Consider the following 22,079-nt stretch of genomic DNA (forward strand, 5'->3'; position numbering starts at 1 on the left):
TTTCCGCCAATTTTTTATTCCTTTTGTCGCGGACAAGCCTTCCCCAGTGCCTAGTCTAGGCACGCTCGCGATGAGAGAGCAAATGAAATGGGAGGATTTCAATGCGCACCATACTGACCTGCGCCGCGCTCGCGCTTGCCCTGGGCTCTGCCCCGGCCTTTGCGCAATCCGGCGAAATCACGATCTGGAGCTGGAACGTCGCCGCTTCGTCGCTGAAGGCCACCATAGAAGGTTTCAACAAGCAGTTCCCCGATATCAAGGTCACGGTCCAGGATCTCGGCAACAACCCGACGTACGACAAGTCGATTGCAGGCTGCGCCGCCGGCGGCGAGGGGCTGCCTGACATCGTGACGATCGAGAACGGCGAGGCCGAGAACTACTGGAGCCAGTTCCCGGACTGCTTCGTCGACCTCCATACGCTCGGCTATACGGCCGAAGACCAGGCGAAATTCCCCGACTTCAAGCGCACCGAACTCGAAGTGGAAGACAAGGCCTATGCGATGCCATGGGATTCCGGCCCGGTGGCGATGTTCTACCGCCGCGATTTCTACGAGAAGGCCGGCGTCGATCCAACCTCGATCAAGACCTGGGACGATTTCATTGCCGCCGGCAAGAAGATCCAGGAGGCCAATCCTGGTGTGAAGATGACCAATGCCGATTTCAACGGCGACTCCGAATTCTTCCGCATGATCGCCAACGAGCAGGGCTGCGCCTATTTCGCCGCCGATGGGCAGTCGATCACCGTCAATCAGCCGGCCTGTGTGGCGTCGATGACCAAGATCAAGGAGATGAATGACGCCGGCATCATCACCTCGGCCGACTGGAGCACCAAGATCACCAACAACACCGCCGGTACTGTCGCCAGCCAGATGTATGGCGGCTGGTATGAGGGCACCATACGCACCGAGTCGCCCGACGGGAGCGGCAAGTGGGGCGTCTATCTGATGCCGAGCCTCACCGCCGATGGCCCGCGCGCCGCCAATCTCGGCGGCTCCTCGCTCGCCATCACCTCGGTGTCCAACAACAAGGAGGCCGCCTACGCCTACCTGAAATACTCGCTTGCGACCAATGAGGGCCAGATAGCGATGCTGAAGGGTTTTGGCCTCGTGCCGTCGCTGATCTCGGCCCTCGATGACCCCTATGTCTCCGAAGGCCAGCCCTATTGGGGCGGCCAGGCGGTGTGGAAGGATATTCTCGGCACCTTGCCCAAGGTCGTCCCCAGCCGCGGCACGCCGTTCCAGAGCGACGCGGAAATCATCGTCCGCGCGGTGCAGACCAAATATCTGGGCGGCGGCTATCCCGATGCCAAGGCGGCGCTCGACGATGCCGCAAGCCAGATCGCCTCGGCGACCGGCCTGCCGGTCGAAGAGTGAGCTGAGCGCCGCTCTCCCTTCTCCCCTTGTGGGAGAAGGTGTCGCCGAAGGCGACGGATGAGGGGTGTTCCAGCTTGGCAGGACGGCATTCCGTCCAGCACCCCTCAACCGTCTTGGCGCTGCGCGCCAATCCACCTTCTCCCACAAGGGGAGAAGGCAAGACAAGGCCGACCTCGACAGTGGGCCGGTAAACTTAGAAACGGGAAACGAAGGAGGCAATGATGCGCTATCAGAACGCCACGGCCTATCGCTTCCTCGCGCCCTATTTGCTGATCTTCTCGATTTTCTGGCTATGGCCGATCATCAGCTCCTTCCTGATCTCCTTCCAGGCGACGCGCACCGTGCCGTGGCGGTTCGCGCCGACCTTCAACTGGGGCCGGCTGATCGGCGACCCGGCTTTCTTCAACGCGTTGAAAAACACTTTGCTCATCCTCGTCATCCAAGTGCCGGTGATGATCACTTTGGCGATCGTGATGGCCGTGCTGCTCAATTCGCCGCTGCTCAAGGCCCGAGGCCTGTTCCGCTTCGCCTTCTTCGCTCCTGTCGTGGTCGGCGAAGTCGCCTATTCGGCGGTGTTCCGGCTGATGTTCAACCTCGATTACGGCATCATCAACAAGCTGCTGAACAGCGTCGGCCTGCCCCGTATCGACTGGTTTTCCAACGTCACGCCGGCGATGGCGGTCATCATGATCGCGGTGACCTGGCGCTGGGCCGGCTACAACGCCATCATCCTGCTCGCCGGCCTGCAGTCCATCCCCCAGGATGTCTACGAGGCCGCGACGCTGGACCGCGTCAGCAAGCTCAAGCAGTTCTTCTACATCACCCTGCCGCTGCTCAAGCCGATCATCGTGTTCTGCGCCGTGCTGTCGATCATCGGCACCATGCAGCTGTTCACCGAACCGTTCCTGATCACCGAACGCGGCGGACCGGGCGGCGGCACCGAAACGCTCGGGCTGCTGCTTTACCGCCAGGGTTTCAGGTCGCTCAATTTCGGTTACGCCTCGGCCATCGCCTACACCATGGCCGGGCTGGCGATCGCCATCTCGCTGGTGCAACTGTGGCTGACGAGGGACCCGAAATGAGCTCGCGTTCCTCTTCGCGCCGTTCCTCCGCCAGATTGGGACGCAGCATCGCGCTGCATCTGTTCCTGACGCCGCTGGCGCTGATCTGGCTGTTTCCGCTGTGGATGATGGTAATCTTCTCGACCATGCCCGACAGAGGCATCTTCAGTCCCAGCATCGAGCTTTTGCCGCACGGCAGTTTCCTCGACAATGTCAACAATTTGCAGCGCGACACGAATTTCATCGGCGCCATCGGCATCTCCGTGTCGGTGGCGGTCACCTACACGTTCCTGTCGGTGCTGCTCACCTCGATGGCCGGCTGGGCGCTGGCGCGCTACCAGTTCTTCGGCAAGGGCGTGGTCGTCGCGATCATCCTCGGCACCATCACGCTTCCCTATGCGGTCGTGCTGATCCCGCAATTCATCATGGTGGCGCGCGACTTCAAGCTCGCCAATACGTGGGTGGCGCTGATCGTGCCGCCGCTCTTCAATTCGCTCGGCGTGCTGTTCATGCGGCAGAGCTTCTCGATGATGCCGGGCGATCTGTTCGACGCCGCTCGGGTCGAGGGGGTCAAGGAGTGGCGGATCTTCCTGTTCGTAGCACTACCGCTGGCGCGGCCGATGCTGGCGGCGCTCGCCATCATCCTGTTCCTTGCCTCCTGGAACAACTACCTCTGGCCGCTGCTGATCAATTCCAAGCCCGGTGCGATGACGGCGCCGGTAGCGCTCGGCACGCTGATCGGCCTCACCAAAGTGTCGTGGGGCGGCATCATGGCGGGCGCCGTGATGCTCACCGTGCCGATGCTCGTCGTGTTCGTGCTCTTGCAGCGCCATTTCGTCGCCGGCATTGCCGCCGGCGCCATCAAATAGGATCAGCATGGCAGCGGTTACACTCAAGAATGTCGTCAAGCGCTTCGGCGTCTTCGAGATCGTTCACGGCGCGAACATCGACGTCAATGACGGCGAATTCGTCGTCTTCGTCGGCCCTTCCGGCTGCGGAAAATCCACGCTGCTGAGGATGATCGCCGGGCTCGAGGACATCAGCGGCGGCGAGATCGCCATCGGCGGCAAACTGGTGAACGATGTCGAGCCGGCCGACCGCGGCATCGCCATGGTGTTCCAGTCCTACGCGCTCTATCCGCATATGAGCGTCGAGCAGAATCTGAGCTTCGGGCTGAGGATGAACGGCAACCCGAAAGCCGACACCGAGCGGCGGGTGAAGCGGGCCTCCGAAATCCTGCGCATCGCCGAGCTGATGAAGCGGCGCCCGCGGCAATTGTCGGGCGGCCAGCGCCAGCGCGTCGCTATCGGCCGCGCCATCGTGCGCGAGCCGCAAGTGTTCCTGTTCGACGAGCCGCTGAGCAATCTCGACGCCGAGCTCAGGGTGCAGATGCGGGTCGAGATCTCGCGCCTGCACAAGGAGCTCGGCGTCACCATGATCTATGTGACGCACGACCAGACCGAAGCGATGACGCTGGCCGACAGGATCGTGGTGCTCAACGCCGGCAATATCGAGCAGATCGGCGCGCCGCTCGATCTCTATGACGACCCCGCCAACCGCTTCGTCGCCGGTTTCGTCGGCTCGCCGAAGATGAATTTTATGGCGGCGAACGTGGTCGGAAACGACGACGGCGCAATAACCGTCGAACTCGCCAACCATTGTGGCGCCAAACTGCGGAAGCCGCTTTCGGGTGCCCCGCCTGCGGTCGGTGCCGAGGTCGTGCTCGGCGTCCGGCCGGAGCATTTCTTCGAGGCCGGCGAAGGCGATTGCGACATTGCTGTCAAGGCCGACGTCGCCGAGCACCTCGGATCGGTGAGCTACATCTATGCCAATGCCGGGCCAGAGGAACTGATTATCGAGCGCGAGGCATCGCGGCAGCGGGCGAATGGCGACCACATGGCGGTGTCGATCAAGGCCGGCCGGTCGCTTCTCTTCGACAAATCAGGTGCACGCATTCGCTAATGCATGTCGCCCAAAAGCATGCCCTCGGGCGTGAACCGAGGATGCGCAGCGGTTTGGGACAACGACATGCACAAAACTAAGACACGCAATTTTTCTTTTACCAACTCGCGACGCCGAGGCGTCCCCAAGGAGATTTGAAATGACGTCCGAACCACGAAAGATCCACTGGGGCATTCTCGGGCCCGGCACCATCGCCAAAGCCTTTGCCGGCGGTGTGGCCCATTCGCATACCGGCACACTGGTTGCGCTCGGCGCACGCAATCCCGGCAAATCAGGCCTTGCCGATAACTTCCCCGGTGCCCGCATCCTCGACGGCTACGAGGCTCTGCTCGCGGATCCGGACGTCGATGCGGTCTATATTTCGACACCTCACCCGAGCCACGCCGAATGGGCGATCAGGGCGGCCGAGGCCGGAAAGCATGTGCTTTGCGAAAAGCCGATGGGGCTGACCGCCTTCGAGGCGGACGCGATGATCCATGCAGCGCGCAAGGCCGGCACCTTTCTCGGCGAAGCCTTCATGTACCGGCTGCATCCGCAGACGGCAAAGCTGGTCGAACTGATCAGGTCCGGCGCGATCGGCGAGGTGCGCATGGTGAAGTCGAGCTTCGGCTTCGCCATGCCTGATTTCATGCCGGAACACCGGCTCTACGCGAACGATCTCGCCGGCGGCGGCATTCTGGATGTCGGCGGCTATCCCGTTTCGATGGCGCGGCTGATTGCCGGGGCAGCATTGGGAAAACCCTTCGCCGAGCCGGACAAGGTGGCGGGTGCTGCACATCTTGGTCAGTCCAGCGTCGACGAATGGGCTTCGGCGCTGCTGCATTTTCCCAGCGGCATCGTCGCCGAAGTCTCCTGCGGCATTTCGCTGGCGCAGGACAATGTCCTGCGCATCCTTGGCACCAAGGGCCGCATCGAGGTCGCGGATTTCTGGTATGCGAGCGGCAGGGAAGGCGGCACCGGCGAGATTCGCATCATCCGTCCGGGCGGTGAGGAGGTGGTCGAGGTCAGGGAAGACCGCTGGCTCTACGCTTTCGAGGCCGACGCCGCCGGTGAGGCGATCGTGGCCGGAAAGCAGGAGTTTGCCTGGCCGGGCATGGGCTGGGCCGACAGCCTCGGCAATCTGCGCGTGCTCGACAAATGGCGTGCCGCCATCGGGCTCGAATACGAGATCGAGAAGCCCGAAAAACGCGTCAACACCATCTCCGGCCGGCGGCTGCGCTCCGGCGGTACCACCATCCCGAAGCGCGAAATTCCAGGCCTGCCGCCGCCGGCCTCGTGCCTGGCGCTCGGCTTCGAGGATTTTCGCACGTTCTCCTCGGGGATGATCCTGCTCGATGCCTATTTCGAAGCCGGCGGCAACGTCTTCGACACGGCCTTCATCTATGGCAGCGGCTACACCGAAACGCTGCTCGGCCAGTGGTTGAAGAACCGCGGCGTGCGTGAGCAATCTGTGGTCATCGGCAAGGGCGCGCACACCCCGCTCTGCTATCCCGATGTGATCGGCAAGCAGCTCACCCAGTCGCTCGACCGGCTGCAGACCGATCATGTCGACGTCTATTTCATGCACCGCGACGATCCGGACGTGCCGGTCGACGAATTCGTCGACGCAATGGACAGGGAGTTCAGGGCTGGCCGCATCCGCGGTCCGTTCGGCGGCTCGAACTGGACGAGGGAACGCATGGACGAGGCCATTGCCTATGCCGAGCGGACCGGCAAGCAAAAGCCTGGCGCGCTTTCGAACAATTTTTCGCTGGCCGAAATGCTGGTGCCGATCTGGCCGGGTTGCGTCACATCGTCGAGCGATGAATGGAAGGCCTGGCTGACCGCCCGGCAGATGCCCAATTTCGCCTGGTCGAGCCAGGGCCGGGGTTTCTTCACCGGTCGCGCCGGGCGCGACCAGCGCGACAATGAAGAGCTGGTCCGGGTCTGGTACTCGGAAAAAAATTTCGGCCGCCGCGACCGGGCGATCGAGCTCGCCAACAGGTTGGGCAAGAGCCCGATCCATGTCGCGCTCGCCTATGTCCTGGCCCAGCCGTTCCCGTCCGTCCCGCTGATCGGACCACGCACGCTTGACGAACTGGAGGACAGCCTGCAGGCGCTCGACATTGCGCTTTCGCCTGACGACATCGCGTGGCTGGATGGCGGTTCGGACCAGCATCCCGCGCGCCGCACGGGCTGAGCTTCCTTCCACCTTCTCCCCTTGTGGGAGAAGGTGGATCGGCGCGCGCCCGAGACGGAAGAGGGGTGCTGGACGGAGTGCCGTCGGTGCCAAGCTGGAGCACCCCTCATCCGTCGCCTTCGGCGACACGTTCTCCCACAAGGGGAGAAGGGAAGACGGGGCGGCGCAACGCTGCGGCTCTGCCCTACCTACCAGCTCACCTTCGGTCTGCGGTTCCAGTCGGTCATCCCGCAGAAATCAGCCTGTAACTCTCCTACTTTACTGCCAAGCGGCGACCACGGCTCTCGCTGGCAAGATCGCTACTCTCAGCAGCATGTGTTTGTTTTAACTGAGCTTTCTATTTCTTGAAAAGCTTGTTGCTTTCCTACATACTTCGGAAACCGGCCGCGTGAGGCGAGCAGGCAAGCGATGCGCGAACATGGTAGAGGTCGAGTTCTACGAACTGCAGGGGAAAGATTCATGACCGAAGCTGAAGGCCATGTACGATTGACCTCGGGCGACGAACCCGATGGGCGCGATCATGTCAGGCGCATCCCCGACATCATCTCGCTGGTCAAGGACTCTTACGGTGAATTGCGCCCGGCGGAGCGGCGCGTCGCCGATGTCGTGCTCGACGATGTCAGATTCGCGGTCGACGCTTCCAACGCAGCACTTGCCCAGCGCGCCCAGGTCAGCGAACCCACCGTGACCCGGTTCTGCCGGGCCATTGGCTGCGAGGGCGTGCGCGATTTCAAGCTGAAGCTGGCGCAGAGCCTCGTCGTCGGCGCGCTCTATCTGAGCAAGCCGCCGCCCACCAGCGGCGACAACGGCATGCCGTTCTGGAATGCCGTGTTCGGCGAAGCACGCCGGGCGCTGCAGGAGGCCGAACGGCAGCTTGATCCGGCACAGCTGGTGAAGGCGGCCGAGCTCATCGCCAAGGCGCGCCAGGTTACGGTGTTCGGCCTCGGCGGCAGCTCCTCGGCGCTGGCGCAGGAAACCCAGTACCGGCTGTTCCGCTACGGCATCACCGTCAGCGCCCAGTGCGACCCGTATCTGATGCGGATGACCGCCTCGACCTTGAAGCCCAGCGATCTGGTGATCGCCATTTCGGCGACTGGACGCACCCGCGAAGTGATCGAGGCCGTCGAACTGGCCAAGCACTACCGCGCCAACGCGATCGGCGTGACCGCGCCCGACACCGACCTTGCCCGCGCCTGCGACGTCAGGCTGACGGTGGCGGTGCCCGAATATCCCGACACGCTGAAGCCGACCGCCTCGCGGTTTGCCTTTCTGGCCGCGATCGACCTGATGGCGGTGGCGGCCGCCTACAAACTTGACGGCTCGGCTCGCGAAACGGTCCGCCGCATCAAATACAACGCCCAGATCCACAGGACGGGCAAAGAGATGGAGCCGCTGGGGGACTGAGAGGCGCGGCTCTCGTTCTCCCCTTGTGAAGGGCGGGCGAGGCCCGTGACTCGCCCCGGGCGGTGGATTGGCGCGTAGCGCCAAGCTGGAATACCCCTCATCCGTCGCCTTCGGCGACACCTTCTCCCACAAGGGGAGAAGGAAGACCGGGCGGCGGCGACTTGAAGGAGAAAAAACAGATGCTCGACATGGAACCATCGAAACAGGCGGCCACCTGGTTTTCCTCCCTCTCCCGCGCGCTCGAGACGGGCGACGCAGCGGCCGCGACCAACCTGTTCGTCGAGGATTGCTACTGGCGCGACCTGCTGACCTTCACCTGGAACATCAGGACGATGGAAGGCCGCGCGGCGATCCGCGACATGCTGGAAGCCACACTGGCTACGACCAAGCCGACTGCCTGGCAGCTCAGTGGCGAGGCAAGCTCGGACGAAGGCATCGTCGAGGCCTGGTTCACCTTCGAGACGTCATCGGCGTGGGGCCGGGGCATCATGCGCCTGCAGGACGGCCGATGCCGGACGCTGTTCACGGCGATGAGCGATCTTAAGGGTTTTGAGGAGCGCAAGGGGCCGGCGCGGCCGCTGGGTGTCCGCCACAAGGCCGATCCGGACCGCGAGACTTGGGCAGAGGCGAGGGCGCGCGAGATGCGTGATCTCGGCGCCGGCCAGCAGCCCTACTGCCTGGTCATCGGCGGCGGCCAGGGCGGCATCATGCTAGGTGCGCGGCTGCGGCAGCTCGGCGTGCCGGCCATCGTCATCGAGAAGAACGCTCAAGCCGGCGATTCCTGGCGCAACCGCTATCGCTCGCTCGTGCTGCACGACCCGGTCTGGTACGACCATCTGCCCTACATCCCGTTTCCGGAAAACTGGCCGGTGTTCACGCCCAAGGACAAGATGGGCGACTGGTTGGAAATGTACACGCGCGTCATGGAGCTCAATTACTGGACCTCCACGACATGCGTCCGCGCGTCCTACGACGAAGCCGAAAAAATCTGGACGGTCGAGGTCGATCGCGCCGGCGAGCGCATCACGCTCAAACCCAGGCACATCGTCTTCGCAACCGGCGCCTATGGCCCGCCGAGGCAGATCGACCTACCGGGCGCCACGGCGTTCCAGGGCGAGATCCTGCATTCCAGCCAGTATTCCAGCGGCGAAAAATTCCGTGGCAAGGCGGTCGCCGTCATCGGCGCGGCAAGCTCGGGCCACGATGTCGCCGTCGATCTCTGGGAGAACGGCGCTGAGGTGACCGTGATCCAGCGCTCGCCGACCACGGTGGTCAAGTCGGACACGCTGATGGAGGTCGGCTTCGAGATTTTTTCCGAGAAGGCGCTGGCCCGCGGCGTCACCACCGAAAAGGCCGACATGATCGTCGCCTCGACGCCGTTCGCGCTGCTGCCGCAAAGCCAGCGGACGCTCTATGACGTCATCAAGGCACGCGACGCGGCCTTCTACGACCGCTTGCGCGGCGCCGGCTTCGCCATCGATTTCGGCGACGACGAGACCGGGCTGCTGATGAAGGCCTACCGCACCGGCTCGGGCTATTACATCGACGTCGGCGCCTCGGATCTGATCATCAACGGCGAGATCGGCATCCGCAGCGGCGTCGAGATCAAGTCGCTGACGCCGACCGGAATCCTGTTCGACGACGGCACCGAACTGGCGGCCGACGCGATCATCTCCTGCACCGGCTATCAGTCGATGAACGAGACCGTGGCGGCGATCGTCTCGCGCGAGGTCGCCGACAAGGTCGGCCCGTGCTGGGGGCTCGGCTCGGGCACCAGAGGCGACCCAAGCCCATGGCAAGGTGAATTGCGCAACATGTGGAAGCCGACGGCGCAGGAAACACTATGGTTCCACGGCGGCAATCTCGCACTGTCGCGTTTTTACTCGAAATTCGTCGCGCTGCAGATCAAGGCGCGCATGGAAGGCGTTGCGACGCCGGTTTATGGGGCGCCGGGGTGAAGCTGTGATCTCCCCCCTTGAGGGGGAGATGCCAAGTTCTGGCAAAGAGGGCAGGCCAAAGGGGGTCGCCGCATGTCGAGCGCCAACCTCCATCCGTTGCAAGGCGAGCCCGGTCGAACCGACCCCCTCTGTCGCCTTCGGCGAACATCTCCCCCTCAAGGGCCCTCAAGGGGGGAGATCACCCACGCCCGAAATGCCGGACAGCAACATCGACATGCGTCTCGTGCGCATGCGCTTCGAAGCGTTCGGTATCGCCAAAATCGTTAGCCGCCTCGTTCGGCCACCAGATGCCGCCAATCACAATGCCGTCCGAGACCAGCCTCTGCTCGGCGACCAGCGAGGCGCCGACCGCATCGACGAAGGTGAAACTGCCCGGGCGCAGCCGCAGCACCGCGATGTCGCCGACGGCACCGACTGCCAGCGCGCCAAGCTCGGGCCTTGCGATCGCCTCGGCCGGCCGCTGTGTTGCCGCGCGCAAAATCTCGACCAGCGGCATGCCGAGCGCCAGCAGTTTCGACATGCACACCAGAATGTCGAAGGCCGGTCCGTCGACGCAGTAGAGATGCACGTCGCTGCTGATCACATCAGGCGCCAGCCCCTCCTTGAGCATCGCTTTGGCGACCTCGAAATCGAACGAGCCCATGCCGTGGCCGATATCGAAGATGACGCCGCGCTCGCGCGCCAGCCGCATGTCGGGCCGCACCGCGCCGGATGCGAAGATCGGCGCGTTGGGAAACGGCCGGAAGCAATGGGTGAGAATATCGCCCTTGCGCAGGCGCGGCAGCACTTCCGAGCGGCCCGGCGGCGGCTCGTCGATATGCGCCATCAGCGGCAGGCCGGCCTGGTCGGCGGCCTCGAGCGCCAGATCGACCGGCGCGATGCCGCTGCTGCCGCCGGCATGGCGACCCGAGCGGACTTTTACGCCGACAATCATGTCTGCGTGCTCGCGCACCGCCGCCACCGTCTCGCGCGGTTCGCAGAGCCGGAGATCACTGCACTCGCCAACCGAAACGGTCTGCGAGAAGCCGAAAATCCCGGCAAAGGAAATGTTGACATAGGCCAGGATGCGGACTTTCGAGCGCTCGATGACATGGCGGCGAAAGCCGAGGAGGTTGCCGGCCCCAGCACTTCCCGCGTCGATGAACGTGGTGGTGCCGCTTTTTGCGGCGAGGCGGTCGGCATCGACGCCGAGCGAGGTGCCGCCCCAATAGACGTGGCTGTGCAGATCGATGAGGCCGGGCGCGACGATGGAGCCGGTGGCATCGATGACGCGCGCGGCGCGATCGAAGGGAATGTCGGCATCGATCGCGGCGATGCGGCCACCGGCGATGGCCAGATCGCGTTGCGCATCGAGGCCGGACGCCGGATCGATGAGGCGGCCGCCCTTCAGGAGGAGATCAAATTGCATCGGCGTCCGGCTCCGTTGTGTCTTCTCGTCAAACCGGTCTGTAGGCGACAGCCTCGACCTCGATCTTGATGTCGATCATCAGCCGCGACTCGACGGTTGTCCGCGCCGGCGGATCCTTTGCAAAATGCCTGGCATAAACGGCATTGAAGGCGCCGAAGTCGCGCGCGTCCTCGAGCCAGACTGTCGTCTTGACCACGTCGTCCATGGTGCAGCCGGCCAGCGCCAGGGCTACCTGCACATTCGAAAGTACCTGCTCGGTCTGTTCTACGATACCGCCCATGACCACCACGCCGTCGCTGCCAACCGGCACCTGGCCCGAGATATAGACCATATCGCCGGCCCGGACTGCCGGCGACAGCGGCACATGCGATGTTCCAAAACACTGCTTGGGCAAGGTCTGTTCTCCTTCAAAAAGCATTGGTGCGTTGCCGTGCTGTCCGGCAATCGCCGCGAAGCTCCGCGCGGGCTCTTCGCTGCGCCGGTTTGCCCGTTCCCGGCGGAAGGCTATGCCTCCCGGCGATTCTCATACAGGCCGTGTTGGAAAGCAACATTTTTTAGAATTCATGTTGCTTTATTACAGGAGCATCGGAGGTGTGAGCGGAGTGCCGAAACTGCCGATCTCCCCCCAAGTGGGAGATGTCCGGCAGGACAGACGGGGCGCTGTCCCGCCGACGCCCCGAAAGGTTCCGCTCGACAGCAGCATTTGGAAGGGACCCTAAGAGTTTTTGCTTCGCCCTGGGAGGGAAGCGGCCCAATGCTCCCGCCAAGCCAGTCACCGATCAATCCGCGTCGACAGGATGATCGAAGACGATGTCCGCTCGACCCCGTCCATCGCGCCGATCTGGTCGAGAAGCGTGTCGAGATCCCTGATCGACGGCGCGTCGACGATGACGATCATGTCGAAATTGCCGCTCACCGAATGCAGCGTCCGCACCGGCGGCAGCGCCTGCAGGCTGCGCACCACCTTGTCGGCGAGCTTGGGCGTGACGGTGAGCAGGACATGCGCCCGCACCAGTCCCTGTTCGTAATCCGGCGAAAGCCTGACGCCATAGCCGGTGATGATGCCGCGCTGCTCCAGCCGCTCGATCCGGCTCTGCACCGTTGTCCGCGACACGCCCAGCCGCCGCGCCAGCTCGGCTGTCGAGGCGCGCGCATTCACGCGCAGCAGGGAGAGCAGGGCCTGTTCGGCGTTGCTAAGCACTTTCGACGAACCTCATCGGCATACTGAGCAATCTGACACTTCGTTTCGAACAATTCCACGCTTCCTTTCGACAGGCAAGCTGCGATTCTATCGTCTTGAGCAAATGTAAGGCGAGGGAACCGGTCATGAAGAAAATCATAGTTGTCGGCGCCGGCAAGATCGGCTCGACCATCGCCGAGATGCTGGCGTCCACGGGCGACTATCAGGTCACCCTCGTCGACCGCTCGGCCGCACAGCTCAGCGCAGCCGAATTGCCTGCCACGGTCGAGACGCTGGAACTCGACATCGAAGCCGCCGGAACGCTCGAAGCGGCCCTGGCCGGCAAGTTCGCGGTGCTCAGCGCAGCGCCCTTCCATCTGACCACGCGCATCGCCGAAGCGGCGGCCAGCGCCGGCGTGCATTATCTCGACCTGACCGAGGACGTCGTCGCGACCCGACGCGTCAAGCAACTGGCGCGCTCCGCCAACAGCGCCTTCATCCCGCAATGCGGGCTGGCGCCGGGTTTCATCTCGATCGTCGCCAACGATCTCGCCAGCCGCTTCGACACGCTGGAGAGCGTGCGCATGCGGGTTGGGGCGCTGCCGCAGTACCCCTCGAATGCGCTGAACTACAATCTGACCTGGAGCACGGACGGCGTCATCAACGAATATTGCGAGCCTTGCGAGGCGATCGTCGAAGGCGAACTGATCGAAGTGCCGCCGTTGGAGGAGCGCGAGGAATTCTCGCTCGACGGCGTCACCTACGAGGCGTTCAACACGTCCGGAGGGCTCGGCACTCTGGCCGAAACGCTGAAGGGCAAGGTGCGCACGCTGAACTATCGCACCATCCGCTACCCTGGCCACGCCGCGATCATGAAGGCGCTGCTCAACGATCTCGGCCTGCGCCACCGCCGCGACGTGCTGAAGGACATTTTTGAGAGCGCCCTGCCGGCAACGCTGCAGGACGTGGTCATCGTCTTCGTCACCGTCAGCGGCCGCAAGAACGGCCGCCTGCTGCAGGAGACCTACGCCAACAAGATCTATGCCAGGCGTGTCGGCGATACGGTGCGTAGCGCCATCCAGATCACCACGGGCTCAGCCATCTGCGCGGTGCTCGACATGCTGGCCGACGGCACCTTGCCGGCGAAGGGTTTCATCAAGCAGGAGGACATCGCGCTCGATGCCTTCCTTGCCAACCGCTTCGGCCACGCCTATGCGCAGCACGAGATGGTTAGCCGGCTGGCGGGGTGAGCTGTGTAATCTCCCCCCTCGAGGGGGAGATGTCGCCGAAGGCGACAGAGGGGGTCGCCTCGCGTAGAGCGCTAACCTCCATCTGTCGCAAGGGAGGTCGCATCCAGTCGAACCGACCCCCTCTGGCCTGCCGGCCATCTCCCCCTCAAGGGGGGAGATCACCTGCCCTCAAACATGCAGCGCGTGCCCAAGCGCCTTCAGCGCGGCTTCCTGAAAACCCTCGCCTTGTGTCGGATGTGCATGGATGGTGCCGGCGATGTCCTCCAGCCGCGCGCCCATCTCCAGCGCCAGGCCGAACGCCGCCGACAGTTCCGACACGCCCTGGCCGACCGCCTGGATGCCGAGCACCAGATGGTTGTCCGCGCGGGCAACAACCCGGACAAATCCATCTTCACCCATTTTGGTCATTGCCCGGCCATTGGCGGCAAAAGGAAACAGCCCGACCTTGATCTCACCGCCGAGCCCCTTTGCCTCCTCCGGCGACAGGCCTGCGGTGACCAGTTCCGGATCGGTGAAGCAGATGGCGGGAATGCAGCGTTTGTCCCAGCTGCGCTTGTGGCCGGCGACGATCTCGGCGACCATTTCGCCTTGCGCCATCGCCCGGTGCGCCAGCATCGGCTCGCCGGTGACGTCGCCAATGGCAAAGATGCCGCGCATCGAGGTGCGGCACTGGTCGTCGATGCGGATGAATTTCCCCGCCATGTCGAGGTCGATCTGCTCCAGCCCCCAGTCTTCGATCACCGGCTTGCGCCCGACGGTGACCAGAATCCTGTCGGCAGCGATCTTGCCATTCTTGCCGGTGGCCGTCTCGATCAGCAGCGCATCGCGCTTGGTCGACAACCCCTTGGCCTTGGCGTTCACGAGCACCTCGATGCCGAGCTCAGTGAGCCGTTTCACCACCGGCCGGGTCAGTTCGGCATCATACTGCGCCAGTACGCGCGGCAAAGCCTCGACCACGGTCACCCTGGCGCCCATCTTGGCGAAGGCGATGCCGAGCTCGAGCCCGATATAGCCGCCACCAACGACGGCAAGCCTTTCCGGCACTTCGCTCAGCCCCAGCGCTTCGGTGGACGAGATCACCGGCCCACCGAACGGCAGTGACGGCAGCTCGACCGACGCCGAGCCGGTGGCGATCACCACCGTCTCGGCGCGGACGACCTGTGTACCGGTCTCTGTCTCGACCTCGACAGTCTTGCCGTCACGGAATTTCGCCCAGCCATGCACGGTCTTGACCCCGGCCCTCTTGAGCAGGCCGGCGACGCCGCTGTTCAGCCGGCTAACAATGCCGTCCTTCCAGGCGACGGTCGTTTCGAGATCAATGGATGGTGTTGCGACTGAAATGCCAAGCGGGCTCTTGCCGCCGGCCATGTGCGACGCCTTTTCGAACTCTTCGGCCGCATGGATCAGCGCCTTGGACGGAATGCAGCCGACATTGAGGCAGGTTCCGCCCGGCTTGCCGAACTCGACGATAACCGTATCGATGCCGAGCTGGCCGGCGCGGATGGCACAGACATAGCCGCCGGGCCCGGCGCCGATGACGAGCAGCTTGCAGGATATTTCCTTCATGTCGATATGCTCTTTTTGGCGAAGAAAGGCCCCGTCATCCGGCCGCTTCGCGGCCACCTTCTCCCCACCGGGGAGAAGAGGCTGGCGCCGGCGCTAGAGACCTCCTCTCCCCTCGGGGAGAGGGTGGCCGTAGCGAAGCGGAGGCCGGGTGAGGGGGCCTTTGCGACCGTTCTCATCTCATCAATCCACAAAAATCAGCGCCGGGGTTTCCAGCAGCGTCTTGATCCGTTGAATAAACACTGCGGCATCCCAGCCGTCGATCACCCGGTGGTCGAAGCTGGAGGACAGGTTCATCATCTTGCGCGGAATAAATCGGGTGCCGTCCCATACCGGCCGCACCATCATCTTGTTGACGCCGAGGATCGCCACTTCCGGATGATTGATCACCGGCGTCGTCGCCACGCCGCCCATGGCGCCGAGCGAGGTGATGGTGATGGTCGATCCCGAGAGCTCGTCGCGCGTCGCAGTGCCGGATCTGGCCGCCTCAGCGAGCCGGTTGAGCTCGGCGGCGCAGTCCCAGATGTCGCGCGCCTCGGCGTGCTTGACCACCGGCACCACCAGCCCAGAAGGCGTCTGCGCGGCGATGCCGACATGGACGCCGCCATGCTGGTGGACGATGCCGCCCTCGTCATCGAACAGCGCGTTGATATTGGGCTGGTCGGCGATCGCCTTGACCATCGCCCGCATCAGGAACGGCAGCAGCGTCAGCTTCGGCCTTTCCGCGCCGCTGCGCTTCTCCTTGTTGAGCGCCGCGCGCAAATCCTCGAGCGCAGTAACGTCGATCTCCTCGACATAGGTGATGTGCGGGATGCGAGACTTGGCCAGCGTCATCTTCTCGGCGATCTTTCGCCTGAGCCCGAGGATCTTGATGTCTTCGACGGCCTCGTTGCGGGCGAGGCCGGAGACCTTCGCAAGTTGCGGTCCGCGTGCCAGGAAGGCGTCGATGTCCTCATGCTGGACACGTCCGGCCGGGCCGCTGCCCGCTACCTGCCGAAGGTCGACGCCAGCCTCTTTTGCCCTGAGGCGGATGGCCGGCGACGCCAGCGGCTTTTCGCCTTCGGGACGCGGCGCGGCGACGGGCGCAGTACTACCACCGACCGCAGTACCCCCACCCCTAGCCCCTCCCCACAAGGGGGAGGGGGATTCCGTCGCCATGGCAGATTCATCCTCACGCGCGGAGACTTTTGCGGACGGGCGCGCGACAGATTTGGCATCAGCCTTGGGAGCCGAAGCGCGTCCCCCTCCCCCTTGTGGGGAGGGGCTAGGGGTGGGGGTAGCGCCGGTAGCTTTCGCCTCACCCTCTAACGATGTCGTACCCTCCCCCACATTGCCCTCGCCGGCCACTTTCAACCTGACGATGGGCGAACCGATCGCCACCGTGTCGCCGATCTCGGCGCCCAGCCAGAGGATCTCGCCATCGACCGGCGAGGGAATCTCGACCGTCGCCTTGTCGGTCATCACGGCGGCCAGCACCGCGTCCTCGCGCACGAGATCGCCGACCTTGACCTGCCATTCGACGAGCTCGGCCTCGGCGACGCCTTCGCCGACATCGGGCAGCTTGATCACATATTCGCCCATCGTCGTCAGGCCTCCATCGTTTCAACGAGCGCTCGGCCGAGCCTGGCCGGACCAGGAAAATAGTCCCACTCCTGCGCATGCGGATAGGGCGTGTCCCAGCCGGCGACCCGCGCCACCGGCGCTTCCAGATGATAGAAGCAGTTCTCCTGTACCAGCGCCGAAAGTTCGGCACCGAACCCGGATGTCAGCGTCGCCTCGTGCACGACCACGCAGCGGCCCGTCTTTTTCACCGAGCCGACGATCGTCTCGAGATCGAGCGGCAGCAGCGTCCTCAGATCGACGATCTCGGCGTCGATGCCGGTCTCCTCGGCCGCCGCCTGCGCGACATAGACCATCGTGCCATAGGCAAGCACGGTGACATCGGCACCCGGCCGGCGGATCACCGCCTTGCCGAGCGGGACCGTGTAATGCCCGTCCGCGACCTCGCCGAGCTCATGCTTCGACCACGGCGTCACCGGGCGCTCGTGATGGCCGTCGAACGGACCGTTGTAGAGCCGCTTCGGCTCCAGGAAGATCACCGGGTCGGGATCCTCTATCGCCGCGATCAAAAGGCCCTTGGCGTCGTTCGGGTTGGACGGCACGACGACCTTCAGGCCGGAGACATGCGTGAATAGAGCCTCCGGGCTCTGGCTGTGGGTCTGGCCGCCAAAAATGCCGCCGCCGGTCGGCATCCTGACCACGATCGGGCAGGTGAAATCGCCGTTCGAGCGGTAGCGCAGCCGCGCCGCCTCCGAGACGATCTGGTCATAGGCCGGATAAACATAGTCGGCAAACTGCACCTCGACGCAAGGTTTCAGGCCGTAGGCGGCCATGCCGATGGCCGAGCCGACAATGCCGGATTCGCTGATCGGCGCATCGAAGCAGCGGCTCTTGCCGTATTTCGCCTGCAGGCCCTGTGTGCAGCGGAAGACGCCGCCGAAGAAGCCGACATCCTCGCCGAACACGATGACGCGTTCGTCGCGCGCCATCGACACGTCCATGGCGTCGCGGATCGCTTCGATCATGGTCCGCCTTGGCATGGTCAGACCCCTGCCTGCTGGCGTTGGCGCCTGAGATGCGGCGGCATCTCGGCATAGACTCCCTCGAACATGTCGCGCGCCGAGGGCTTGCCGCCGGCATGCAGCGTGCCGTGGCGCTCGGCCTCCCTTTGCGCTGCGATCACCGTTTCGAGGATTTCCGCCTCGGCCTGAGTGTGGCGTTCGTCCGACCAGACGCCGCGCTGGATGAGGTGGTTTTTCAGCCTGACGATCGGGTCGCCGAGCGGCCATGCGTCGGACTCGGCCTTCGGCCGGTAGGCCGACGGATCGTCCGAGCTCGAATGCGCGCCGACGCGGTAGGTGACATATTCGATCAGCGTCGGCCCGAGATTTTTCCGCGCGCGCTCGGCCGCCCATTTAGCCACGGCATGGACGGCCAGATAATCGTTGCCGTCGACCCGCAGCGAGGGAATGCCGAAACCAAGACCGCGGGCGGCGAAAGTGCCGGAGCCGCCCCGGGCGATGCCCTGAAAAGTCGAGATCGCCCACTGGTTGTTGACGACATTGAGCACGACCGGCGCCTTGTAGGTCGAGGCGAACACCAGCGCCGAATGGAAATCGGACTCGGCCGTCGAACCATCGCCGATCCAGGCGGCGGCGATCTTCGAATCATTGCTGATCGCCGAAGCCATCGCCCAGCCGACCGCTTGGATATATTGCGTTGCCAGATTTCCGGAGATCGAGAAGAAGCCGTGCTCCTTCGACGAATACATGATCGGCAGCTGCCGCCCCTTCAGCGGATCGGCCTCGTTCGAATAGATCTGGTTCATCATTGTGACCATCGGATAGCCGTCGGCGATGAGCAGCCCGGCCTGCCGATAGGTCGGAAAGTTCATGTCGCCCGACGCCAGCGCCTTGCGGAAGGCGCAACTCACCGCCTCTTCGCCGAGATGCTGCATGTAGAAAGAGGTCTTGCCCTGGCGCTGCGCCATCTGCATGCGCGCGTCGAAGCTGCGCAGCTTCATCATATGGCGCAGCCCTTCCAGCAACTCGTCGTCGGAAAGCAGGCCGGCCCACGGACCGACGGCTTCGCCGGCGCGGTTCAGCACGCGGATGATCGAGAACGCCATGTCGCGGATGGTGCGCGGATCGACGTCGATCTCCGGGCGCGGCACCGAGCCGGCCTTGGGGATGGTCACATCAGAGAAATCCGGCGTCCCGCCCGGCCGCACCTCGGGTTCCGGCACATGGAAGCGCAACATTCCTGTTTCGGCCATGACCTTCGTCCTCCCATGTTGCCCGGCGCGATATTTGCACACCGCCAGACCAGTGCCAATTCGTCGGGCAGGGCTTCAGGCCAGCGACGCGCCAGCCAGCACTTGCCAAGATGAAGATATGTCGGCGAAATTTCTTGTCGATCTTCCGCCGCCATGCGCAATTTGGCGCATGATTGCGCCGGGTTTCCCGCCAGATAAGACAATGCGTCGGATTGAGGCCTCGCGCGGCGCCCCTTTCCTTCTCCCCTTGTGGGAGAAGGTGGTCGCCGAAGGCGACGGATGAGGGTGTTCCAGCTTGGCAAGGACGGCACTCCGTCCAGCACCCCTCAACCGTCTTGGCGCTACGCGCCAATCCACCTTCTCCCACAAGGGGGAGAAGGAAAGGAGGGGTGCGCCGTTCACCCCGCACCCGCATCATGCTAACCAGAACCCATGGCACAGAAGAAAGGTTACGAAGTCGATTCGTGGTTGGCGCGGCCGGACCCGCGCATCTCGATCGTCCTGCTTTACGGGCCCGATCGCGGGCTCGTCGCCGAGCGGGCGAAGGCCTTTGCCGGCAAAACCGGACTGCCGCTCGACGATCCGTTCTCGGTGGTCAGGCTGGACGGTTCGGAAGTCGACCACGACGAGGGCCGCCTGCTCGACGAGGCGCGCACCGTGCCGATGTTTTCGGACCGGCGCCTGCTCTGGGTGCGCAATGCCTCGGGCCAGAAGGCGCTTGCCGATGACGTCAAGGCGCTGACATCAGAGCCGCCGCGTGACGCCATCATCCTGATCGAGGCCGGCGACCTGAAGAAAGGCGTCGGGTTGCGTTCCATCGTCGAGGCGGCAGACATTGCCATGGCCTTGCCGTGCTACGCCGACGAGGCCCGGGACATCGATGCGGTCATCGACGACGAATTGCGCAAGGCCGGCATGTCGATGACGCTGGAGGCCCGTCAGGCGCTGCGCCGTAACCTCGGTGGTGACCGGCTGGCCTCCCGCGGCGAGATCGAAAAGCTGGTGCTTTATGCCCACGGTCAGGCCGAAATCGGCCTCGACGACGTCAAGGCGACATCGGGCGACGTCTCCGGTCTGTCCTTCGACGACGCCGTCGATGCCGTGCTCGAAGGCAAGGTCGGCGATTTCGACATGGCCTTCACCCGCCACTGCCAGTCCGGCGGCCAGGCTTTTCTGGTGCTTTCCTCGGCGATGCGGCAGCTGCAGGCGATCCAGGCGATGCGCGGCTTGATGGACACCGGCGGCCGCAACGCCGCGGCGGTCGTTGCCGCGGCGCGCCCGCCGGTTTTTTTCTCGCGGCGCAAGTTGGTGGAGAAAGCCCTCGAACGCTGGAACAGCGAGGCGCTTGGCCGCGCTTTGACCAGGCTGCAGACGGCGGTCCTGCAGACGCGGCGCCGGCCGGACCTCTCGGTCGCGCTGGCACGGCAGGCGCTGCTCGGCATTGCTGTGGAAAGCGCCCGGCTGCTCCGAGGTAACGGCTTGTAGGGGCCTCGTGGAAACGAAGAAACCAAAGCTCAATCTGTCAGAGCGAATCAAGTTCGCATTTCGTTATGGCGATCTTAATCCGACTACTGATTCCGAAGAACTCAAACGAAGGGATGAGTTTCTCGTCAGTATCTCAGGCTACTTCGTTATTATATTCAAACTGATACTCGTGGGCTTCGCCATCTTCGCGATTGCCGCCACAATAGTCATTAATCTTCAGTGAGAGCGTCCAGCCCAGACAAAACTCCAATTTGGAGGCTAGCAGTTGTCGATGCTTGCGCCGCCCCTCATTGCCCTGCCGGGCATTTCTCCCCGTAAACGGGGAGAAAGAGGCTGACCGCAGCCTCGGCACCTTTTCTGCAACGTTGGTGATTGGCGAAACCCTCGATGACAGCCCCCTCTCCCGTCGCTATACGGGGAGAGGATGCCGGCAGGCAGGTGAGGGGCGGCGGAAACGCTGGAGCAGGTAGGCTATGAGGTCGCCTATCCTCGCCTAAAACAAGCAGACCCCGAGGCCATTGCCGGCTAATCACCGCTCCTGCTTCAACCGCCGGCAAAGCTCATCGAGCTGCTCCAGCGTCCGGTAAGCGACGCTGATCACGCCGCCGCGCTCCTTGTGCTCGATCGTGACGATCATGCCGATCGTGCCGGTCATCAGCTTTTCCAGCGCCAACGTATCGGCATCCTTCTGTGCCGGTGCTGCAGGCTGTCGCTTTACCGTTGGAGCGCCGGTCGGCATCTGCGCCAGCGCTTCGGCCTGGCGCACCGAAAGCCCGTCCTCGACGATCCGCTTGGCCAGGCCCGCCGGATCCTGCGCCGTCACCAATGTGCGGGCGTGGCCGGCCGACAGCGCGCCATCGACCAGCATGTCGCGAATCACGTCCGGCAGCTTCAGCAGCCTGAGCGTGTTGGCGACGTGGCTGCGGCTCTTGCCGATCACCTGGCCGAGATCGGCCTGGGTGTAGCCGTGATCGTCGATCAGCTGCTGGTAGCCCATCGCCTCCTCGACCGGGTTGAGGTCGGTGCGCTGGACGTTTTCGATGATCGCCAGTTCGAGCGCGGTGCGATCGTTGACATCGCGCACGATGATCGGGATCTCGGTCAGCCCGGCGCGCTGCGCCGCGCGCCAGCGCCGCTCGCCGGCGATGATCTCGTAGCGGCCAGCTTGCGTCGGCGATGGCCGTGCCACCACCGGCTGCACCACGCCATGTTCACGGATCGACTGGGCAAGATCGGTCAGGTCGGCGTCGCCAAAATGCCGGCGCGGATTCTTTGGGTTCGGGCTCAGGAACTCGATCGGCACCTTGCCGTCGGCATTCATGCCCTGCTTTTCCGGCGCTGCCGGCCGATCGATTTCGCCGATCAGCGCCGCCAGTCCCCGCCCCAGTCTTTTTCTCGAAAGGTCTTCACTCATCATCTGT

Annotated in this window: 17 protein-coding genes; 9 read left to right on the plus strand and 8 right to left on the minus strand. The window is 64.0% G+C overall.

Annotation, left to right across the window (positions count from 1 at the left end; genetic code table 11):
• Positions 1–101: 101 nt before the first annotated feature.
• The 7 genes from AC0L3I_RS03205 (at position 102) to AC0L3I_RS03235 (ending at position 9,937) form a co-directional block, all read left to right on the plus strand.
• Positions 102–1,373 (plus strand): ABC transporter substrate-binding protein, encoded by a 1,272-nt coding sequence (locus AC0L3I_RS03205; RefSeq protein ID WP_473485998.1) that lies wholly within the window; start codon positions 102–104, stop codon positions 1,371–1,373.
• Between the two features lie 221 nt (positions 1,374–1,594).
• Positions 1,595–2,455 (plus strand): carbohydrate ABC transporter permease, encoded by an 861-nt coding sequence (locus AC0L3I_RS03210; protein ID WP_095495801.1) that lies wholly within the window; start codon positions 1,595–1,597, stop codon positions 2,453–2,455.
• Complete coding sequence (locus AC0L3I_RS03215; protein WP_473485999.1) at positions 2,452–3,303, plus strand: carbohydrate ABC transporter permease; 852 nt, start codon at positions 2,452–2,454, stop codon at positions 3,301–3,303. The genes AC0L3I_RS03210 and AC0L3I_RS03215 overlap by 4 nt, the downstream gene beginning before the upstream one ends.
• 7 nt (positions 3,304–3,310) lie before the next feature.
• The gene (locus AC0L3I_RS03220) at positions 3,311–4,396 is read left to right on the plus strand and encodes an ABC transporter ATP-binding protein (RefSeq protein WP_473486000.1); all 1,086 of its coding nucleotides are present in this window, start codon (positions 3,311–3,313) and stop codon (positions 4,394–4,396) included.
• A gap of 139 nt (positions 4,397–4,535) precedes the next feature.
• On the plus strand, positions 4,536–6,575 hold the full coding sequence (locus AC0L3I_RS03225) for an aldo/keto reductase (RefSeq protein WP_473525954.1): 2,040 nt from the start codon (positions 4,536–4,538) through the stop codon (positions 6,573–6,575).
• A gap of 459 nt (positions 6,576–7,034) precedes the next feature.
• Positions 7,035–7,979 carry a MurR/RpiR family transcriptional regulator gene (locus AC0L3I_RS03230; RefSeq protein ID WP_473486002.1) on the plus strand — a complete coding sequence of 315 codons (945 nt, stop codon included), beginning with the start codon at positions 7,035–7,037 and terminating at the stop codon, positions 7,977–7,979.
• A 179-nt stretch (positions 7,980–8,158) separates the two neighbouring features.
• Positions 8,159–9,937 carry an NAD(P)-binding domain-containing protein gene (locus AC0L3I_RS03235; protein WP_473525955.1) on the plus strand — a complete coding sequence of 593 codons (1,779 nt, stop codon included), beginning with the start codon at positions 8,159–8,161 and terminating at the stop codon, positions 9,935–9,937.
• 178 nt (positions 9,938–10,115) lie between these two features.
• Here AC0L3I_RS03235 and AC0L3I_RS03240 read toward each other — a convergent pair whose 3' ends face one another.
• The 3 genes from AC0L3I_RS03240 to AC0L3I_RS03250 form a co-directional block, all read right to left on the minus strand.
• Positions 10,116–11,345 (minus strand): amidohydrolase/deacetylase family metallohydrolase, encoded by a 1,230-nt coding sequence (locus AC0L3I_RS03240; protein ID WP_473525956.1) that lies wholly within the window; start codon positions 11,343–11,345, stop codon positions 10,116–10,118.
• Between the two features lie 28 nt (positions 11,346–11,373).
• On the minus strand, positions 11,374–11,763 hold the full coding sequence (locus AC0L3I_RS03245) for a RidA family protein (RefSeq protein WP_473525957.1): 390 nt from the start codon (positions 11,761–11,763) through the stop codon (positions 11,374–11,376).
• A gap of 354 nt (positions 11,764–12,117) precedes the next feature.
• Positions 12,118–12,546 (minus strand): Lrp/AsnC family transcriptional regulator, encoded by a 429-nt coding sequence (locus AC0L3I_RS03250; RefSeq protein ID WP_455839200.1) that lies wholly within the window; start codon positions 12,544–12,546, stop codon positions 12,118–12,120.
• 125 nt (positions 12,547–12,671) lie between these two features.
• Between AC0L3I_RS03250 and AC0L3I_RS03255 the strand changes: the two genes are divergently transcribed.
• A complete protein-coding gene (locus tag AC0L3I_RS03255) occupies positions 12,672–13,775 on the plus strand; it encodes a saccharopine dehydrogenase family protein (RefSeq protein WP_473485811.1) in 1,104 nt (367 codons plus the stop codon).
• Between the two features lie 168 nt (positions 13,776–13,943).
• Here the strand turns inward: AC0L3I_RS03255 and lpdA are convergent, their stop codons facing one another.
• From lpdA to AC0L3I_RS03275, 4 genes are all read right to left on the minus strand, one after another.
• Complete coding sequence (gene lpdA, locus AC0L3I_RS03260) at positions 13,944–15,341, minus strand: dihydrolipoyl dehydrogenase (RefSeq protein ID WP_123148726.1); 1,398 nt, start codon at positions 15,339–15,341, stop codon at positions 13,944–13,946.
• A 180-nt stretch (positions 15,342–15,521) separates the two neighbouring features.
• Positions 15,522–16,919, minus strand: coding sequence for a dihydrolipoamide acetyltransferase family protein (locus tag AC0L3I_RS03265; RefSeq protein WP_473525958.1), 1,398 nt, complete (start codon positions 16,917–16,919; stop codon positions 15,522–15,524).
• A gap of 5 nt (positions 16,920–16,924) precedes the next feature.
• The gene (locus AC0L3I_RS03270) at positions 16,925–17,938 is read right to left on the minus strand and encodes an alpha-ketoacid dehydrogenase subunit beta (protein ID WP_473485809.1); all 1,014 of its coding nucleotides are present in this window, start codon (positions 17,936–17,938) and stop codon (positions 16,925–16,927) included.
• A gap of 2 nt (positions 17,939–17,940) precedes the next feature.
• Complete coding sequence (locus AC0L3I_RS03275) at positions 17,941–19,173, minus strand: thiamine pyrophosphate-dependent enzyme (protein WP_473485808.1); 1,233 nt, start codon at positions 19,171–19,173, stop codon at positions 17,941–17,943.
• 432 nt (positions 19,174–19,605) lie between these two features.
• On the opposite strand from AC0L3I_RS03275, the gene holA reads away from it, so the two are divergent.
• Entirely contained in the window at positions 19,606–20,658 is a 1,053-nt protein-coding gene (gene holA, locus AC0L3I_RS03280; protein WP_473525959.1) for a DNA polymerase III subunit delta, read from the plus strand.
• A 529-nt stretch (positions 20,659–21,187) separates the two neighbouring features.
• Here holA and AC0L3I_RS03285 read toward each other — a convergent pair.
• Positions 21,188–22,072, minus strand: coding sequence for a ParB/RepB/Spo0J family partition protein (locus AC0L3I_RS03285; protein ID WP_473485828.1), 885 nt, complete (start codon positions 22,070–22,072; stop codon positions 21,188–21,190).
• Positions 22,073–22,079: the final 7 nt, after the last annotated feature.

This window comes from Mesorhizobium sp. WSM4840, assembly GCF_055811755.1.

Coding starts and splice junctions, on each gene's coding strand:
- AC0L3I_RS03205 (WP_473485998.1), top strand. CDS start 102: ATGCGCACCATACTGACCTGCGCCGCGCTCGCGCTTGCCCTGGGCTCT.
- AC0L3I_RS03210 (WP_095495801.1), top strand. CDS start 1,595: ATGCGCTATCAGAACGCCACGGCCTATCGCTTCCTCGCGCCCTATTTG.
- AC0L3I_RS03215 (WP_473485999.1), top strand. CDS start 2,452: ATGAGCTCGCGTTCCTCTTCGCGCCGTTCCTCCGCCAGATTGGGACGC.
- AC0L3I_RS03220 (WP_473486000.1), top strand. CDS start 3,311: ATGGCAGCGGTTACACTCAAGAATGTCGTCAAGCGCTTCGGCGTCTTC.
- AC0L3I_RS03225 (WP_473525954.1), top strand. CDS start 4,536: ATGACGTCCGAACCACGAAAGATCCACTGGGGCATTCTCGGGCCCGGC.
- AC0L3I_RS03230 (WP_473486002.1), top strand. CDS start 7,035: ATGACCGAAGCTGAAGGCCATGTACGATTGACCTCGGGCGACGAACCC.
- AC0L3I_RS03235 (WP_473525955.1), top strand. CDS start 8,159: ATGCTCGACATGGAACCATCGAAACAGGCGGCCACCTGGTTTTCCTCC.
- AC0L3I_RS03240 (WP_473525956.1), bottom strand. CDS start 11,345: ATGCAATTTGATCTCCTCCTGAAGGGCGGCCGCCTCATCGATCCGGCG.
- AC0L3I_RS03245 (WP_473525957.1), bottom strand. CDS start 11,763: ATGCTTTTTGAAGGAGAACAGACCTTGCCCAAGCAGTGTTTTGGAACA.
- AC0L3I_RS03255 (WP_473485811.1), top strand. CDS start 12,672: ATGAAGAAAATCATAGTTGTCGGCGCCGGCAAGATCGGCTCGACCATC.
- lpdA (WP_123148726.1), bottom strand. CDS start 15,341: ATGAAGGAAATATCCTGCAAGCTGCTCGTCATCGGCGCCGGGCCCGGC.
- AC0L3I_RS03265 (WP_473525958.1), bottom strand. CDS start 16,919: ATGGGCGAATATGTGATCAAGCTGCCCGATGTCGGCGAAGGCGTCGCC.
- AC0L3I_RS03270 (WP_473485809.1), bottom strand. CDS start 17,938: ATGCCAAGGCGGACCATGATCGAAGCGATCCGCGACGCCATGGACGTG.
- AC0L3I_RS03275 (WP_473485808.1), bottom strand. CDS start 19,173: ATGGCCGAAACAGGAATGTTGCGCTTCCATGTGCCGGAACCCGAGGTG.
- holA (WP_473525959.1), top strand. CDS start 19,606: ATGGCACAGAAGAAAGGTTACGAAGTCGATTCGTGGTTGGCGCGGCCG.
- AC0L3I_RS03285 (WP_473485828.1), bottom strand. CDS start 22,072: ATGAGTGAAGACCTTTCGAGAAAAAGACTGGGGCGGGGACTGGCGGCG.